At 43.2% G+C, this 17,404-nt stretch carries 18 protein-coding genes and 1 pseudogene; 14 read left to right on the top strand and 5 right to left on the bottom strand.

Annotated features, from left to right (window positions below):
* Positions 1-210 precede the first annotated feature (210 nt).
* Both K1M91_RS19815 and K1M91_RS19810 read right to left on the bottom strand, forming a co-directional pair.
* Positions 211-708, bottom strand: coding sequence for a GNAT family N-acetyltransferase (locus K1M91_RS19815; RefSeq protein ID WP_232803987.1), 498 nt, complete (start codon positions 706-708; stop codon positions 211-213).
* Positions 705-977: a DUF1778 domain-containing protein gene (locus tag K1M91_RS19810; protein WP_013571703.1), complete on the bottom strand. Its 273-nt coding sequence runs from the start codon at positions 975-977 to the stop codon at positions 705-707. Before K1M91_RS19810 ends, K1M91_RS19815 begins: the two co-directional genes overlap by 4 nt.
* A 957-nt stretch (positions 978-1,934) precedes the next feature.
* Between K1M91_RS19810 and K1M91_RS19800 the strand changes: the two genes are divergently transcribed.
* Positions 1,935-2,771: a reverse transcriptase domain-containing protein gene (locus K1M91_RS19800; RefSeq protein WP_232803985.1), complete on the top strand. Its 837-nt coding sequence runs from the start codon at positions 1,935-1,937 to the stop codon at positions 2,769-2,771.
* Positions 2,772-4,218: 1,447 nt separating this feature from the next.
* Here K1M91_RS19800 and K1M91_RS19790 read toward each other — a convergent pair.
* Positions 4,219-5,314 (bottom strand): annotated as a pseudogene (locus tag K1M91_RS19790) (IS4 family transposase).
* Positions 5,315-5,963: 649 nt separating this feature from the next.
* Between K1M91_RS19790 and K1M91_RS19785 the strand changes: the two are divergent.
* Both K1M91_RS19785 and K1M91_RS19780 read left to right on the top strand, forming a co-directional pair.
* Positions 5,964-6,509 carry a hypothetical protein gene (locus K1M91_RS19785; RefSeq protein WP_232803984.1) on the top strand — a complete coding sequence of 182 codons (546 nt, stop codon included), beginning with the start codon at positions 5,964-5,966 and terminating at the stop codon, positions 6,507-6,509.
* A 288-nt stretch (positions 6,510-6,797) separates the two neighbouring features.
* Positions 6,798-7,001, top strand: coding sequence for a hypothetical protein (locus tag K1M91_RS19780; protein WP_232803983.1), 204 nt, complete (start codon positions 6,798-6,800; stop codon positions 6,999-7,001).
* Here K1M91_RS19780 and K1M91_RS21560 read toward each other — a convergent pair.
* Positions 6,904-7,122 (bottom strand): transposase, encoded by a 219-nt coding sequence (locus K1M91_RS21560; protein ID WP_348983280.1) that lies wholly within the window; start codon positions 7,120-7,122, stop codon positions 6,904-6,906. The genes K1M91_RS19780 and K1M91_RS21560 overlap by 98 nt on opposite strands.
* Before the next feature lie 275 nt (positions 7,123-7,397).
* On the opposite strand from K1M91_RS21560, the gene K1M91_RS19770 reads away from it, so the two are divergent.
* The 8 genes from K1M91_RS19770 to K1M91_RS19735 all read left to right on the top strand — a co-directional run bounded on the left by K1M91_RS19770 (position 7,398) and on the right by K1M91_RS19735 (position 13,732).
* Positions 7,398-8,039 carry a site-2 protease family protein gene (locus K1M91_RS19770; protein ID WP_232803982.1) on the top strand — a complete coding sequence of 214 codons (642 nt, stop codon included), beginning with the start codon at positions 7,398-7,400 and terminating at the stop codon, positions 8,037-8,039.
* Between the two features lie 97 nt (positions 8,040-8,136).
* A complete protein-coding gene (locus K1M91_RS19765) occupies positions 8,137-8,733 on the top strand; it encodes a DUF998 domain-containing protein (RefSeq protein WP_232803981.1) in 597 nt (198 codons plus the stop codon).
* A gap of 396 nt (positions 8,734-9,129) precedes the next feature.
* Positions 9,130-9,501, top strand: coding sequence for a DoxX-like family protein (locus tag K1M91_RS19760; RefSeq protein WP_232803980.1), 372 nt, complete (start codon positions 9,130-9,132; stop codon positions 9,499-9,501).
* 295 nt (positions 9,502-9,796) lie between these two features.
* On the top strand, positions 9,797-10,117 hold the full coding sequence (locus K1M91_RS19755) for a hypothetical protein (RefSeq protein WP_232803979.1): 321 nt from the start codon (positions 9,797-9,799) through the stop codon (positions 10,115-10,117).
* Between the two features lie 474 nt (positions 10,118-10,591).
* The gene (locus K1M91_RS19750) at positions 10,592-11,281 is read left to right on the top strand and encodes a 7-cyano-7-deazaguanine/7-aminomethyl-7-deazaguanine transporter (protein WP_232803978.1); all 690 of its coding nucleotides are present in this window, start codon (positions 10,592-10,594) and stop codon (positions 11,279-11,281) included.
* A gap of 60 nt (positions 11,282-11,341) precedes the next feature.
* The gene (locus tag K1M91_RS19745; RefSeq protein WP_232803977.1) at positions 11,342-12,475 is read left to right on the top strand and encodes a 1-acyl-sn-glycerol-3-phosphate acyltransferase; all 1,134 of its coding nucleotides are present in this window, start codon (positions 11,342-11,344) and stop codon (positions 12,473-12,475) included.
* A 192-nt stretch (positions 12,476-12,667) separates the two neighbouring features.
* Positions 12,668-13,318, top strand: coding sequence for a YoaK family protein (locus K1M91_RS19740; RefSeq protein WP_232803976.1), 651 nt, complete (start codon positions 12,668-12,670; stop codon positions 13,316-13,318).
* Positions 13,319-13,327: 9 nt separating this feature from the next.
* Positions 13,328-13,732 carry a DUF1294 domain-containing protein gene (locus K1M91_RS19735; protein WP_232803975.1) on the top strand — a complete coding sequence of 135 codons (405 nt, stop codon included), beginning with the start codon at positions 13,328-13,330 and terminating at the stop codon, positions 13,730-13,732.
* An 86-nt stretch (positions 13,733-13,818) separates the two neighbouring features.
* Here the strand turns inward: K1M91_RS19735 and K1M91_RS19730 are convergent, their stop codons facing one another.
* Positions 13,819-14,133, bottom strand: coding sequence for a hypothetical protein (locus K1M91_RS19730; RefSeq protein ID WP_232803974.1), 315 nt, complete (start codon positions 14,131-14,133; stop codon positions 13,819-13,821).
* A 352-nt stretch (positions 14,134-14,485) separates the two neighbouring features.
* On the opposite strand from K1M91_RS19730, the gene K1M91_RS19725 reads away from it, so the two are divergent.
* From K1M91_RS19725 to secD, 3 genes are all read left to right on the top strand, one after another.
* On the top strand, positions 14,486-14,830 hold the full coding sequence (locus tag K1M91_RS19725) for a hypothetical protein (protein WP_232803989.1): 345 nt from the start codon (positions 14,486-14,488) through the stop codon (positions 14,828-14,830).
* A gap of 174 nt (positions 14,831-15,004) precedes the next feature.
* Positions 15,005-15,364, top strand: coding sequence for a hypothetical protein (locus K1M91_RS19720; RefSeq protein WP_232803973.1), 360 nt, complete (start codon positions 15,005-15,007; stop codon positions 15,362-15,364).
* Between the two features lie 195 nt (positions 15,365-15,559).
* The gene (gene secD, locus K1M91_RS19715) at positions 15,560-17,404 is read left to right on the top strand and encodes a protein translocase subunit SecD (RefSeq protein ID WP_232803972.1); all 1,845 of its coding nucleotides are present in this window, start codon (positions 15,560-15,562) and stop codon (positions 17,402-17,404) included.

The following is a 17,404-nucleotide window of genomic DNA, read 5'->3' as shown; positions in this document are numbered from 1 at the left end:
GTTATTATAAAAGTTCATTGAGCTTTCTCCTGTTCGGTTTAGACACCTTAAGCATCCCTCGGTTAGAGATGTGCGGGAGGGGGCTCAATGACTATCAAGTTGCTTAAACGGACAAAAAACAGTTGGCTTTTTGCTCGTCCCTCGCTAATTTTAGCCAATAATTTTATTGCCGCTTAGCAAAGCGTTAGTTTGCTAAAGGCTAGCGGTTAACTAGCCTAAGCTTGCTCTCACATCAGCAATGGTGATGAAGAGTTTATTTTCAGCGTCTTCAAATGCTTGAAAACCATAGCGCTCATAGAAGTGTTTCGCACCGTCTTTGGCGTCAACGATAACAACTGGAAATGCAACGCTATCACTAGCAGCTAGTAGTTTTCTGAGTGCGTCGATAAGCAGCCACTCACCAAAGCCTTTCCCTTTGTATCGGTCATCGACAGCAAGACGGGCAATCAGACCACCAGAGGTGGATGATTGGTGCTTTTTTTGTAACCTATCAGGCAATGCCTTTAAGTCAATTGGTGTCATTGTTAGCGTGTAAAAGCCGATGACATGTGAGTTGTCGCTATCATCTTCCAAAACAAACGTTCTGGTGTTGTCCTTCTTTGCTTGCTGACTCGCCATTACTTTTAAGTAATTATTGAGAGCTTCGATGCCACAGTTGAATCGGTTTCTATCGTGTTTAGCTTTATCTAGAAGTACCGTATTCATCATTGAATTTTGCTCTCGTATCGATCAGCAGCAGCTTTTAGTTTTGAGTTCTGTGTTGCAGGACGGTCTAAAGCTTCCATGAGCAACATCGCATCTGCTTGGCTCAGTTTTAAAGCCTGCTCACGTTCGATGACTTGTTTAGCTTTTTCGATTGCAGCGCTTAGAACAAACGAGTTGATGCTAGACATGCCGGCGATCGCGGCAGCCTTAGTAAGTAAGTCTTGTGTATCGACATCAACTCTAGCGGTGATGCGAGGCAAAGTAGTAGCCATAATGTTATCTCCTGTTGTGTCAAAATGTCACATGTGTATTATGGTCTTAAAGTGTGCAATAAGCAATCTCCGTGTCACTTTGGCACGCAAACTAATAAACAATTTAAGAGTGATTCGGCACGCTTGGCATTTTTACTATGCGTTAATTTTAGTGAGTAAGGCGGTATGCGGTGGCATCGGTATTGCGTGCCTCACACCTTAATTGGGCGTTGAGGCTGTAGAATTTCTCTTTTTTTAAGAAATATAGCCTGTTTTATGGGTTCCAAATGCATTACCTATTGTCTTAAAAGCGCTTAGGATTGATTGCAGGGTCCCGTTTTTTAGTCAAATCTGGCTGTTGGAGTTATTCTACAGTCTCGTTAGTGCGTCAAGCGAAGCTTGATGCATCTTGCAGGGTGCAAGTCCCTGTCGGGTAAGGTTTAACTCACCACCCGTATCGAGTGTTGCGCCTATGGCGGAGCTGGTTTTTTTCAGCGAACAAGATAGGTGAAGCGTACACAGAGAATTAAGTAGGCCACAGGGGATGCGTGCCGAAACGTGGGACCGCCCTAAAGTGCTGAGATCGCTCCGATAAATACAGTCTGACTGACGAGGTTTATTCTTGTCATTAAGAAAGAGCCACTGAAGTCCAAGCAAAGCAACCGTAATGAGTGAGGTTGTGGCGAGTCAGCGGAGTTATTAAGCCGTGGCATGTTTAAAGAGATGTATCAGCTTTTATTGGCTGATGGCTCTTTGAGAGAGCCAAGGGCGTTCCGCAAGGAAGCGGTAGGGAAGCTAAGCCAAAAGCAAGGCCACGATGACCCTTTGGCAGCGGAGCGCCGCCCGGTCAAATTAACCCATAGTAGTCCGAGACGGGAAAGCCGATCACATGGCGAAGGGGTTAACAGTACTTCTTATAAATAAAGAGTCACGTGTTTAGCAGACACATAGGCCGGACAATGTAGGGCTGGACTCACTATGACAACCGAACTAAACGCGATCACATTTAAATCACAGCGCCACCCCAAACACAGGTTTCAGAACTTATATGGATTACTAAGGGAAGATTGCCTGTATCAAAGTTGGGGTCAGCTCAATAAACAAGCGGCCGCCGGTATTGATGGCATCACCATGCCAGTTTATCAGCAGCAACTTGTTGGCAACATAACTCGACTGAGCGATGCCCTTAAGCATAAGCGCTTTCGAGCCAATGACATCAAACGTGTCTTCATTCCCAAAGCAAATGGCAAACAGAGACCGTTGGGCCTGCCCACGGTGGATGATAAATTGGTGCAACAAGGCGTGAGCCAGATATTGCAAAGTATCTGGGAAGCGGACTTTCTGCCCAATAGCTATGGCTACCGACCGAATAAAAGCGCCCATCAAGCGGTGCACAGTTTAGCGTTGAATCTTCAGTTTAAAGGATACGGTTACATTGTGGAGGCTGATATCAAAGGCTTCTTCAACCACCTTGACCACGACTGGCTGATGAAGATGCTCAAACAACGCATTGATGACAACGCCATGCTGAGCTTAATCAGTCAATGGCTTGAAGCCCGCATAAAATCACCAGAAGGCGAGTTTGAACACCCGAAAAGCGGTACGCCGCAAGGGGGCATCATTAGCCCAGTACTGGCGAACATCTACCTGCACTACGCACTCGACTTATGGTTTGAAAAGAAAGTAAAACCTCGAATGCGTGGCCGCGCGATGCTCATCCGGTACGCCGATGATTTTGTGTGTGCGTTTCAATACGCCAACGATGCAGAGCGATTTTATGAGGTACTGCCAAAACGACTCAAGACTTTTATTTAAACATAAGCAACTTAGAAGTAGCAGAAGAGAAAACGTCGCTGCTGCGCTTCAGTCGATTTCACCCGAGTCGAAAACGGCAATTTGTGTTTCTCGGCTTTGCCTTTTACTGGGCAAAAGATGCGAAGGGTATGCCTCGGCTCAGACGGCGAACGGGTGCTGAAAAGCACCGCGCTAGCATGAGTGAGTTTTACCAATACATCAAAGCCAAGCGTTCAAACAAGCTAAATACTTGGATGCCACAACTGAAACGCAAATTGATGGGATACCGAAATTACTTTGGCTTGCCAGACAACAGCCGCAGCCTTGATAGATTGTACAGTTATGTGCTGCACAGCTTGTATAAATGGTTGAATAGGCGAAGTGGTAGACGCAGTTACTATTGGAGTAATTTCAAGAAGATGCTAATGTATTATGCAATTGAACGACCACGAGTGAGTAAGCGATTTATTCACGTAGATTGGTACTAGGGCGTGGTGATTTACACGCGTGAATATATAACTGAAGAGCCCAAAAGCTCGATGTGGTCTTGTGTTTAAAATAAGCGCACGTCCGGATCTGTGTGGGGTCGGCCCAGTAATGGGTCGCTCTACCACGATACTTTCACATAGGGTTATGAGCAGGAAGCAAGAAATATATCAGGAGATGTTGTTTTGGTCAGTTCCCTACATAAGGAATATCCAGACTCATTCTGCTATTACTAAGGCATTCGATAAGTCTTGCTACGAAGAGGCTGAGCTAGTACATAACCTACAGGTCAGTATTCTTGATTCTGATTTTGTTGAGCATGACATTTATTTTCTTAACAATCAGGCGCGCTCATATTTTGAAAAGGCTCAGAGCACTGGAACACCTTGCTATAAGGCGCAATGCAGTTTAATTAAAGAGCTATTTTCATTGGTTCCAGATAGTATGCGAGGAAGTTTACAATGGTCTGGGCCAAAAAGTTAACAAGTTTAGGCACGGCGACCCAATACACTCCGCTTGAATTTTGTGCGGAAAAATACTTGCACAAAACCCAAGCTCCGGCATTGGGCGCGTGCTAAAAGCGTTATAAGGCAGAATGAATGCGAGTAGTTAAATTTACAGTAGCCTTATATTTTTGCGGAGCAGTTTTATGGTATTTATTACTAATATCTTTTGCTTCAATACGAGATTCTAGTTTTTATTTTGATATTGTCGGCATGCTCATGAGCCCTGTAATGGTGCTATTTGAACTTCATGATGGTTTAATTCTCGGTAAGGAGAAGCTACATGAAAGTCTTGTGTGTATGGGCATTGCATATTTTTCTGTATCGCTTTTCCTATATTTTCGTTTTAAAATGAAAAAGTAGGTTGAAGTCTTATGATAAGACATTTAAACGCAATAAAAACAGTTAGTTACGTTTAGCTTCGCTACACATTTTAACCCACTATTTTTAGCCGCTTAATGGGGCGCTGACGGATCCCCTCATAATTTAAGCATCGCTGTTTGATGGATCACCCGTATGTATTCGCAGATTGCCCACTCTATATCCGCGCTACTTCTTCGGTGGTCCCGCCGCCTTAGCACCTCTTTTGCGAGCCGTGTTATTGATAAAACATGGCGGGTTTTGATGGTGTTAGCTTGAAACTGATATTGCCAATTTTGCTGCCTAGCAATCAGTCCAATACACCAAAGCACAACCTCAGCCAACAGGCTGATGAGTAGCAAAATATCCAATCGTTTCGTGCTGCGACTCCGGCAATGGCGTAAGCCAAAGCCATAAGCAGGGCTTTTTAAGTCCCGAAATGATTCTTCGATTTGCATCCGTTTGGCGTAGAGTTTAACGACTTGTTTTGCAGTAAATATGGTGGGGGCAAGTTGGTGGCAAGCATCCATGGCTCTTTCGCTGAACGTTGATATAAGTGTTGAGCAGAATGCTTTTGACCCGTTCGGCGATGCCTCTTACCTTTGCGTTTCTTGTCCGCCCCTTTGTACAAATAAAGCTGGCATGCAAGAGGACTCTTCTTTGCGATGACAGCAGACCCGAGGTGCTGAGGCTGTGTATTCGCTTTGGTGAAAAAGCTTTTATTCGATAGCCAGCCTTGCTTGGCTAGCTTCACACCCACCTCACCGCGTAAACGGCCAAGCCAATACCAACCAAGTGCTTCAACTTGGCGAAACCAGGTATTTCGGTAACCGGCATCGGTGATCAGAATGGGCGTGCAGCTGGGTGGCATCACTTGTTTTAATTCATCCAAGAAACGTTGATGGCTGCGAGGAGAGTTGTAATGCTTGAATTCAAAGGTGCGTTCATACAAAACAACACTGCGGCCATTAACGGCAATGGATGCGCGTAATGTCATCATTCGCAGCTGTTCACGCACGTCAGCCCAGTCGATAAGGACAAATGGAAAGGGGTTGAGGCTGTCTTACCCGTCATGGAGCGGCCAAGTTGAGTAAGGGTGAGGCGGTCACCTTGGAGCAATGCTTGGGTAGAATCGATGAGGGATTGAAGTCGTTTTTTGTGAATGAAAGGGCATTGATTTTGTAGCTGTTGGTGTATGATATTAGGTTCACGCATCTCGTTGTAATCTGGTTTGTTTTTGGCGAAATTAATTAGATTACACAACGAGGTGCGTTCCTATGCCTATGATAGCGAAAGATATTTTGTGTGGATTCGCTAGACAAAGGCGTTAAGCAATCGTAATGAAGTGCCCTAAGTGCAATATTAAGATGATAGATTCGAGCAGAAGTAATTCTGTTAGTACAATTCAGAATTTATACTTCTGCTCAAAGTGTAAGTATGAAGTTTTGGGTGAAGTAGTGCTCGGTCATATTGAGGATGAAGAGGAATTTTATGTCTATATAGAATTACCAAACAAACTTAGCGTGAATCAGCTCAAATGTATAAGAGAGTTAGACGGGGCTAAAAGCAATGTACCAATATCGGAATTTAAGACTGCTTTATCAAAGCAGGGATTCTGGAAAGTCGGGCCTTTTTGGCCAGTTAGTGATGCAATCGCAGCCAGTGAAAAATTAGAGAAACATTCTATCCACTCGGTCGTAAGGTGAAAACGCTTAACAAGTTTGTCCATTTGACGTTTTGGGGCGGCTTCGCTACTTTGCCCCGAAACTCCACTTCAACCAAAACGCAAATGACAAAGGCTTTAGCTATCAGTGTTACCTGTAACATTAATTTATATTTATTTAAGATTTTTAAAGGGGAAAAAATGAATAAGGTTGTTCTATTTTCTACATGTGTATTTCTTGCTGCTTGTGGTGGCGGAGGTGATAGTGATGTAAGTAATGTTGTAGAGGAAGTTCCTGATCTGGAAATCACAGTTGATTATTCTCCGATAACAGGTGTTTATAAAGCAGATATTGAAACTAATTCAGGGTTAACAGACGTTAATTATCTTTCAATAGATAGCGATGGCTACTTAACAGCTTATAACTATCAAGGAGATGAAGTTGGTACTGGTGAAGACTGTTATACAGTGGCAACTGGTACAGACGTTAACTCATTTTACACGGGTCAAAAATTAACCTTTGATGTTAATAGCATGCAGTATTCAGTTTCCGCAAATACAGATCGCGGTTTTGATTTAGCATGGGAAATTGATGATTCAGGTAACTTAATCCAATTATTCATGGACTCTACGATCAGCTCAAATTATGCAATACAGTCTTCTTCTGACGCAGGTAATAAAATTTCGTTTAGTGTAATAAAATCTTATGAAAACAATGCAGAGATTAAAAGTAAGCTGTGTAGTTAAGAATAGCTAACAGATAAGAATAGGTGTCGCGAAGCCGACACCCTATATTCAAGTGTTGGACAAAGCTCGGATTATCCCCGGAGCCTCGCCGATGTCGCGTTCTGCCTTATTAAGTAAATTGCTGCATTGAGCGTTAACCGCACTTAGCCTGAGTACCTTTCTCAAGACGAGCGGGAGGGGTGTAAGGGGCGTTCATGATGGAAACGCTTACCTTATCAGTTTGTTACGGCTTGCCTGTGTGCTGTTTCTTTATTCGTATTCCTCTTGTTGTCGCCCTAGGCGTGATGAATGCTATTATCCTTATTGCGTTCTTGCGGGGTTGATTATCTCGGTCGCAGGATACCAATGCAGCGCATGCTGTGTTGGCAGCAAGGGCAAGTTCGCGTCGGTTGGCTCAGTGGCTCAATTCCCAGTAGCTGTTGCAGCAACGGCAATAGCAAGCACTGTATTTGGTGCAAGATGGCTTTGGCGTTACCGCGTAAAAAGCCGTAATTACGAGGCGTTGTAATCCCTTGGGCAGCACGTGTTGCAACATTAGCATCAGGAACTTCAGTGTTGGCAGCGTGCGCTGCTTCCAGTGGTTGGTTTGCCCATCACGATAGCGGAAGGTGATGTTATGGGCAGCGCTAAACTCGGGTGTTGATTAATGGCGTCGAGCATTCTGGCGCGCCACACGTTGGCCAGTGCAAAGCGTTGCCTTTGTACCACTGTTTCTTACTGGCAGTTATGTGCTGCACAGTTTATATAAATGGCTGAATAGGCACAGTGGAAGGCGAAGTTATAACTGGAGTAATTTCATGAGGATGCTAATATTGATGCTCAAAAAATCACTAAATTTTGCTCAAAGAGTAGTTCTACAGACTCGTTAGCTTTCAAAGGTTGTATATTTTGACATCGTTGTTCCTTTCTATTTTCCTTGCGGTATCTATTCATTTATTCTCAATGGCTGGGGTCGCTCTACTATTCGGTATCAAAGTTAATTCTATTTCTATTGGCTATGGTCCGAAGATTTTAAGACTTAAAAATTTAACGCTCAGTTTGCTACCATTTGGCGGCTATGTTCGTATGCAAGACTCAAGAGTCGAATCTTTAGATGAGCAAGATCATGTTCATGCTTTTGATAAGAAAAGCCGTTTAATAAGAGCTTTAATCCCCTTTTCTGGTTGCTTTTCACTATTTATCGTCTCGGCTTTTTTCTTAGGAAATATGGCTACATTTGAATTCTACTCCGGTATTAATCAAATTACTTCTGGAGCACTACATCCAATATCAATCGGTAGCACTTACATTGCTAATGCCATTAACTTCGCGAATAATAATGCTCCAACAATAGTTTTTTCATTCGTAGCTATAAAGTTGTGTGCACTAAACTCGCTCCCTCTTCCAATATTGAACGGCGGTCAAATAATTATGGAACTATTAGAGTTACCCGAAAAAATCAATGAAATACTCTTCAAAATTGGTGCAATAATATTTCTTTTATTGCTAACCTGTTGGGGTGTAGCTGCATTCAGCTCAGTGTCGCAATGAAAGCTAACATGTAGGCTAGGGTCGCTCTGTTTCACGTTGTAACCCTCGATCTTAGTCCGCTTGGTGTTAGAGGTAGTTTTTCAAGGAGGAATTAGATTTGGATGCTATTTTGCCTTTCACTGGCATCATTGCTTCGATATGGATTGTTTTAGGTATTTATATTGCCTCTCGCTTTTATCCAAACTACAGCCATTCAAAGCAGTTTTGTAGTGAACTTGGCGCGTTTGGTAGCCCCACCCAAAAGCTGTCGCCGGCAATAAATAACTATCCTTTAGGAGCTTTGTTCGTTCTTTTTGGGTATTACTTAATTATTTCACACCAGTCCCACTTACCAACCGCAGTAATAGGAGCAATGGTTATTATCCATGGCGTATGCACTTGGGTTTGTGGTTTCTTTCCAATGGATGCCGACGCATACACAAAGTCACCTTCCCGAAGTTGCAAAATACACACTTGGTCAGGCTTAATGATGCTCGTTTCATTCATCATTGCGCCTTTAATTGTTACTTTTTCAAGCTTTTATCCTATGGCTCTTCGGTATCTGTCCGCTTTATGTATTTTTGGCTGTTTTTATTTTTCTTATAAATTAGCAAAGGCACTTGAGCTTAAAACTGTTCCAGGCTTACACCAGAGGCTTAGTTACGGCTTTCAAATATTTTGGTTGTTCATTTATTCTCTATTCGTGGCAGCATAAAATCTAACAACGGTTGGAATTCACTGTGCGTTCGCTGGGACATAAACACATGAGCTCTCTAATCCCTATTTAAGCCACTGTGAAGTCGTTGCAGGCCCTTGCCGTGTGTACCCAAACAAGTAGGTAACAAAGTTTACATTTTGTATGTGATGCGTGAAGCGCGAGACTGACGTAAGTGTTTACTAAGTAAATAGTAGGTTCAAGTATTTCAGAGTAGTGATAGGTGCAGTTACAATTGGAGTCGTTTCAATAAGATGCTAATGTATTGTGTAATTGAGCGACCAAGAGTGAGTAAGGGATTTATTCGCATAGATTGGTACTAGACGCGTGGTAATTTACGCATGTCCGGATCAGTAATGGGTTGCTCTACCGCGATTACATACAAGGAAGCATTAGGTGTCATCTGAGCAAATTGCACGATACATTGTTGGGTTTAGTTGGCTTTACCACGGTATTTTTCCAAAATTATTGCATGTTGCTCCATTAGAAAAAGCAATGACAGCTAGCCTAGGTTTCTCTGACGAAATTTCTTATTTAATTACTAAATTAGCCGGTCTTGGCGAGCTGATTTTTGGTTTAATATTCATCATATTTTATAAAAACCGCACTGTTGTAATGCTAAATATTGCAGGTCTATTTGGTTTGCTGTTTTTTGTTGCTATTTTACAGCCTCAGCTTTTGGTTGGGGCGTTTAACCCGATTACGACTAACATACCACTGATTGGTTTAAGCTTTATTTTATTAGGTAGGTTGCAAGCTCGAGAGTAGTATAAATTTCATTTTTAACAATATGTTAATGTTTAGCTGAAGGTAGTTGGCTCTGTTCGTTCCTCAACCCCTTAGCACTGCTACACTGGCATAAGAGAAGCAATCTAACACACCGAGTCAGTTCGAGCATTTTCGCTCAACTGAATATGTTCCTTGGTACCCTGCTATTGAACAGCGGAACATGATGGATAAATGGTTAGAAAAAATAAGCAGGGAGCTTGGAGCCACGCCGGTCTTGTTGGCGCCAAAAGCTTTGTTTTCGGTGAGGTGAGCGTTATTCATTTAAGGAGTGTGTGTGAATCGATTTAAAGAACAGATGCTAGCTACAGAGGTGGTGATGTGGCGTAAAAAAGGATTATTCTTATTAACTGTTTTAATTTGCTTTTTTCCTTTTTATATAACCTACATAACTAGCCAAGAAAGCTTAGAATATAATTTATGGCAATTAAGGTACTTTATAGCAATTGCGATAATACAAGCTGTAGCCCAAATCACCATTGCTTGGTACAACTTAAAAAACAAAGTGCCTAATTATCTGGTTCTTAGCTTTGTTGTGATGATGATATTTTTTCAATTAACATTTGGTTTAACCGTCATTTTACTTACCAATGCATAACGAATATGAATCGGTGTCGTGAAGTCGACGCTCTATATTCGGTCGTAGAGGGATGACCTTTTTACAGTAAAAGTCGAAGGCCCATTTTATTAGGGCGAATGCATGAACGAACAATATTTGAGTGTGATCTTCAAACAAGTAACATTTTATGATACGAAACGTCGTGAAATCATCCTTGATGGCTTAATTGCCGCTTCCCTGAGTCAGATATTCGTCTAAGAAAACGTTACTTATTGTTCCAAAAATATTCATGGGTTTGACTTGCCTATTCAATGAAAAATGTTCAATTGATGGCATTAGCATGCTGCACTTAATTAACTCTTGCCTGTTAATAGATTGATTAGCCATACTGATTGATAAAATAGTCAAATCGGCCTCAATTAGGCTGTTTGGGCTTGTTCGTTGAGGTGGCTTTTGTATAATCCCGCCTCGAATTTTTGGGTTCCCTCACCCCAACCATCAAAAAGGTACAATATGAAACACACACCCTTAATGCAGGCAAAATTTGCCTTGCTAGTTCTATCGCTATTCCATATTGGCATCATTGCATCCAGTAATTATTTGGTGCAACTGCCTGTGACTATTTTAGGTATGCACACCACTTGGGGCGCATTTACCTTTCCGTTTATCTTTTTAGCAACCGATTTAACCGTGCGCATTTTTGGTGCCACGCTGGCGCGTAAAATCATCTTTGTGGTGATGTTACCGGCTTTAGTTATCTCGTATTTGCTGTCGGTTATCTTCTTTAATGGGGAGTATCAAGGCGTTGCTGGGTTAGCGGAGTTTAATACCTTTGTTGCGCGTATCGCTTTAGCGAGCTTTTTGGCTTATTGCTTAGGCCAGTTGCTGGATATTTCAGTGTTTAATCGTTTGCGTCAGTTACGCCAATGGTGGGTCGCACCCGTAGCATCGACCATTTTAGGCAATTTACTCGACACGTTAATCTTTTTCTTTGTTGCGTTTTATCAATCCAGTGATGCCTTTATGGCTGCACATTGGTTTGCCATTGCTTTGGCTGACTATGGTTTTAAGTTATTGATTAGTATATTGGTATTTTTACCTTTCTATGGCGTGATACTCAGCAAAATACAAAAATACCTCATTAATTCTGGTCGTTTATGTGATCAAACTAAGGATGGCATGACGGAAGTATTAGCTCGCTAATGCTTCCTGAGTTAGAATACGGCGTTTTTTTGCACTTGTGTCAGGCATTCAGAGGTAACAATGGCCACAGAAACTACCGGAGCGGAAGATATTTTTGCCGATATTCGTCCCTATAACGACGATGAAATTGCCGGTGTAATTCAACGCATCACTCATGATGACGAATTTATTGCCGCGATGACTAAGGTTCGTTTTCCGCGTTTGTCTGGTTGGGCTCCTTGGTTAATGCGGCCTATTGTCAAGCAAGCTTTAAGCAAAAAGTGGGCAGGGTTAGACTCGGTTGACAAAGTGCAAGCGGAAGTGGCCGCCCACATGCAAAGTATGGTCACTCGTACTACCTCTAAGGTGACTTTTACTGGCCTTGAGCAATTACAACGCGACCAAGCGTATTTGTTTGTGTCTAATCACCGTGATATTGCAATGGATCCTGCTTTTGTTAACTGGGGTTTATTCCATAATAACTTCGGTACGGTGCGCATTGCGATTGGTGACAATCTACTGAAAAAACCTTACGTAACTGATTTAATGAAGCTTAACAAAAGCTTTATTGTGAAGCGCTCTGCGACGGCACCACGTGCCATGATGGCGGCGTTTTCGCATCTTTCGGCTTACATTAAAGATTCATTGAACACAGGCAATAATATTTGGATCGCGCAAAAAGAAGGGCGTGCCAAAGATGGTTTTGATAAAACCGATCCCGCTATTATCAAAATGTTTTACATGCACGGTAAAAAGCAAAAAATACCTTTTGCTGATTATGTGAAACAGCTGAAGATAGTACCTGTGGCAATTTCTTATGAATTTGATCCTGGCGATGTTAGTAAAGCGAAGGAGCTGTACGCGACGGAGCAACATGGCAAATACGAGAAAAGTGAGTTTGAAGATATTGTCAGTATCACGGAAGGCATTACCGGTAAAAAAGGCCATGTACACATCGCCTTTGGCCAGCCGTTACAAGATGATTATGATGATGCCGACAGTGTTGCGGCAGCAATAGACGATAGCATTTATCGCCATTATTATTTGCATCCTTCAAACCTGCTTGCGGCAAAAGTGTCTGAGGCTGATAAAGTGTCTCTGGCTGATCGCCAAGCGTTTGAAGAGCATATGAATAAGGTGCCAGAAGAGCTACGTGAGCGTGTTTTAACTATGTATGCTCAGCCCGTTTTTAACCGCGCAAATCTTTCTGATTAATCTCGCTTTTTTGCTTGGCTTTTATCTGCGAATAAAAGCCAAGTGAACCCGCTATGCCCATTATCTTTGTTTTAACTCAGCTCTTTACAGTTACTTATTATGCTATGTTGTGTGCTGTTTTAGTTGTTGGCTTTATGTTTGTAAGCCGGCTTTATTAACAACATCGTTGTAAGCAAGCATAAGGGGATAGATGTGATCACTCGCTTACCTAAATGGATTGAGTTAGGCGCTTTTTTTTTGGCTGTTTTGGCTGGCTGCGTCAATTCGATTGGTTTGTTGGGGTTTGAACACCAAGCGGTTTCACATCTTTCTGGTTCGGTGACGCAATTTGGCGTCGGACTATTAAGCTTTAGTAATGGTACCTTTCATTTACTGCTCATCATTTTAAGTTTTCTTGGCGGTGCCATGATCAGTGGTGTATTGATTGAAAATACCGCCCTGAAATTGGGCCGTCATTATGGCTCGGCGCTATTGATTGAGTCGGTACTTTTATTCCTTGCTATGTTGGCCTTGTTGGATGGTTCAAACAGCGGCCACTATTTTGCTTCAGCGGCTTGTGGCTTACAAAATGCATTAATTACCACTTATAGCGGCGCTATTGTTCGCACCACTCATGTTACTGGAGTATTTACCGATTTAGGCTTAATGCTGGGAGCCAAGTTGCGAGGCCAGCCTTTTGATCGGCGTAAAGGGATTTTATTCCTGATCATCATTGTTGGCTTTACCCTTGGTGGTTTAATGGGCGCGATTTTATACCCAGCTTTACATTATCTCTCGTTATTAGTTCCCGCTGCGATGGCGTTTGTATTGGCGGTTGTTTATCACATTTGGGTTAGGAGTTAACTCATTTCAATGAAGTTAAGACTATGGCTAGTTGCCATCTTTTTCTCAGGCTTGTTGTTGGCCACTGGGGTGCTTACCTTGCCTATATGGTTTACAACAGTGTATAGCCTGATGAGCGTGCTGACTTTTGCGTTATATGGCAAAGATAAGTCGGCAGCACGGAAAAAACGTTGGCGGGTTAAAGAGCGCACCTTGCATCTATTTGCGTTATTTGGCGGCTGGCCGGGGGCAATGCTGGCGCAGCAAAAATTTCGCCATAAAACGCAGAAACAACCGTTTCGGTTTATTTATTGGCTAACGATTGTTACCAACTGTGCGGTTCTAGTTTGGTTGTGTACGAGTGATGGCCGTAGTTTTTTGCAAGTGTTGCCGACTGCTTCTGAGCTAGGTTTGGGTTGGCCTAATGTTTTTTAGCTTGGATATCTTGAGTTGATTAGCAACCAGCAAAAGAGGCTAACATGTTGACGGCAATAAAAAGTCTACTGCCGACAGAGGTTACTTTAATTATTAAAATTAACCTTTTTAGTTAGCTTGATACCGCCAGGGCCAATCAATTCACCACTCGCTTGCACTGTGTAAATTTGCGAGGCATTTTCGTTCATTATTACTTTGATTTCATCGCCTTCTTTTTCAAACTTAAACTCGGCAATTTTGTTACCAGCCATTGATTGAACCATATGGCCGTCTTCTTTAAAGTTAAACTCTTGCATACCGCCAGCAGCGGTATAGTTGCCCTGAAAGCTTTCACCGCCACATGCAGCTAATAACATAAGAGATAAAGAGCCTGCCGCGATCATTTTTACGTTTATCATCATTTTTTCCCAAGTTGATTAAATTACAGAGCAAAATAAATGAATCGTGAGTTTAATAAAATTTATTAGTAAAAACTATATCAATTAAATGTATTTTTTGTGTTTTTAAATATAGGTAGACTGCGCTAGGAGACATCGGTACTAAGCGGTTATTGCAGTGATCTTGATGTAGAAATGAGCCATATTCATCATTTTTGCTAACAAGGCACCATTTCGCTAGGCCGAGAATGCTGTAATTGTTGTGCTGCGGCAAGAAGAGCTTAGCGATTAAATGGCTCTTTATCCAAGGCTAGGGCATAGTGAGCTTCTGTCTACTCTTTATTAAGGATTTCCCTTGGCGATTACTGCTGACGCTATGGCAACACAACTGACGGATTTATCTTGTCGTACTACCTTTTCGATTAAAAAAATCACCGAATATATGCTGCCAAATTCAAAAGAGTCGTTTTACTTATTACTTGATGGCTCGGTGCCGCTGTTAGTGATCCGTCCTGCGTATAAAGTGTTTCTGGCTGACTTAACCGCATTGTCTGGCGTTCATAACAAGAAGGGTTATTGCCACTATTCTGAGATGACGCGCTTCCCTAAGCGTATTCATAAAAGCGCCAATGAAATTCACTATGGTTTAGGTTTTCGCTTTGATGATTTAGCTGCGGTGGAGTTGTTTATTCAAAAATTGATAAGCATCATTAGAGGGTAAAATTAATGACGTTGCTTGGCCTTTGGTGATTGTTATTTAGCGGTAGCGCCCCCATTATGGTTTTAGTTTAAGGCTAAATAAGAGTGCAATGTGGGTTTCATTCGGATACTAATGCTGTTTTGTTGTTTGCTCGGGGCTTCTCATGCCACCGCTGGCACGGACACGTCTGTCAAAATGACTCAGTTATCCTCGGCTTTATACACTGATGCAACGCAATGTGTGATGACTGATCAGCAACCACAAAGTTCGCAAGTCTCGCCAGCGTTCGACTTAAGTCATGGCATTCATATTAATGGCGCTAAGTTACGCGTGGCTCATGATGGGCCAAGTGATGGAGACGGAGCACCGACTTATGGTTTAGTGTTTGAGTTTGCCATTGAACCTAGCTTGCAGCTCGCATTAGGGTACGTTGAGCCGTTTAGTCCGCAGCTCTCTTGGATGTTGCATGCGCCATCGCCAGCCTCTCGGTTAGGAGCTTGGAAAGACAGTAATTTACAATACCTTCCCCAGCAGTATTCCCCTTCTTTTACCTAGTTTTTGCAGTGTTGTTGCCTTAGCGCGACAAGCTGCCATTGAAACAGGTTGTTCTTTTGCGTTTACTCGCTTGCGAGAGCTTTTGCTATAGATGCAATAAACAACCTAAATGCACTGATTTTTCAGCTGCTAACACGCTTTATTTGATGCCATTAAATGGCGTTGTATAAGCGAGTCTTCATTAGGTAAAAGAAAATGAAAAAACGTTCCTCTCAACGCGCCTTAAACCAATATTCTCATTGGCAATATGTGGTGCTGATTGCCACCTTACTATTGATGCTATTTAGTGCCTTGCCGTCTTGGTATGGCGAGTCGCCAGCATTACAACTTAATTATCCTCAATCGTCAGCAACGTCAGAGCACTTGGTTATGTTAGATCCACTGGCGCTGCGGCACGCGCTCGTTCAACAAGGCATCGAGCTTAAACAAATCAAGCAAGATCAAGCCACTACTTGGGTTGTGCTCAATGATGCTAAGCAGCTGCCGTTGGCAAAACAAGTGCTGCAGAAAATGTCTGACGAGCAAGGTATTTCAGATACCCAACTGACGTTGGCTTCGGTAGCGAACGCGCCTTATTGGTTAACTCAGCTGGGTTTTAACCCGATTGCGCTGGGGCTTGATTTACGCGGTGGCGTGCAATTTTTACTCGATGTTGATATGGCGCCAGTTTACCAAAGCCAAACAGAGCAGCTAAAGAAAGAACTAGGCGCTTGGCTGCGTGAGCACAATATGCGCGGTGGCCAGTTTAAAGAGCTGTCTGCCGATGGGTTTACGCTCTTGCTCGCGAATGAAAGCTATCGAACGGAGCTGCGTGATCACCTTAACAGCCAATATCGCCATTGGCAGATTATCGGCAGCGGTGATGAGCTTCGCCTAGTGCGATCTGAAACGGAACAGGTGGCGCTGCGCAATCTAACCGTGCAACAAAACCTGCAAATTATGCGTAGCCGTATTGAAGAATTGGGTATCACCGAAGCTGCTGTACAGCGTCAAGGAGATCATCGCATTCGTATTGAGTTGCCGGGTGTGCAAGATCCTGCCCAAGCCAAAAATGTGATTGGTGCCACGGCCAGTTTGGCGTTTTATCAGGTATTGGCTGATGATGCTTTATCAGGCCAAGCCATTCTCGATGAACAAGGCCGACCCGTGCGTGTGGCACAAGTCCCTGTGCTAACGGGCGAGCACATTGTTGATGCCCGTGCCAGTTTAGGTGAAATGGGTATGGCTGAAGTTAACATCAGTTTAGACAGCCAAGGCGGCCGCATGATGGCGGACTTTTCGCGGCAAAACATTGGTAAACCAATGGCCACTGCCTACAGCGAGTACTCACGCAATCAGCAAGGGGAGGTTGTGCAAAGTAATAAAATCATCAGTGTTGCGACCATTCAGTCGGGCTTGGGGGCGAAGTTTCGCATTACTGGCGCAGGCTCAATGCAAGATGCTCAAAGCCTTGCCTTGTTGCTGCGAGCCGGCTCGTTAACGGCCCCCGTCACCATAGTGGAAGAGCGTACCATTGGCCCAACTTTAGGCGCCGAAAACATTAGTAATGGTTTTTCCGCATTAGCGCTCGGCTTAGGCATGACCTTAGTGTTTATGGCGCTGTGGTATCGTCGTTTAGGCTGGATTGCCAATATCGCGTTATTAGCCAACATGGTGATGCTGTTTGGCTTGTTGGCGTTGATCCCCGGTGCGGTTTTAACCTTGCCCGGTATCGCCGGGCTGGTGCTCACTGTAGGCATGGCGGTGGATACCAATGTGCTGATTTTTGAGCGTATTCGTGACAAGTTAAAGGAAGGTAACAGTGTGGCGCGGGCCATTGATAGCGGCTTTAGCAGTGCCACTAGCACCATTTTTGATGCTAACTTCACCACCATGATCACTGCCATTGTGTTGTACAGCCTAGGTAATGGGCCGATCCAAGGTTTTGCTTTAACTCTTGGTTTAGGGCTACTTACCAGCATGTTTACCGGTATTTTTGCTTCACGCGCCATGATCAATTGGTTTTGGGGCAATGACACTCGTCGCAGCGTAAGGATTTAA

It is taken from the genome of Motilimonas sp. E26, assembly GCF_021278025.1.
In the GTDB taxonomy this organism is placed as follows: domain Bacteria; phylum Pseudomonadota; class Gammaproteobacteria; order Enterobacterales; family CBDFNC01; genus Motilimonas.
The sequence above is the reverse complement of the archived record's forward strand: the minus strand, read 5'-3'. Positions and strand labels throughout refer to the sequence as shown.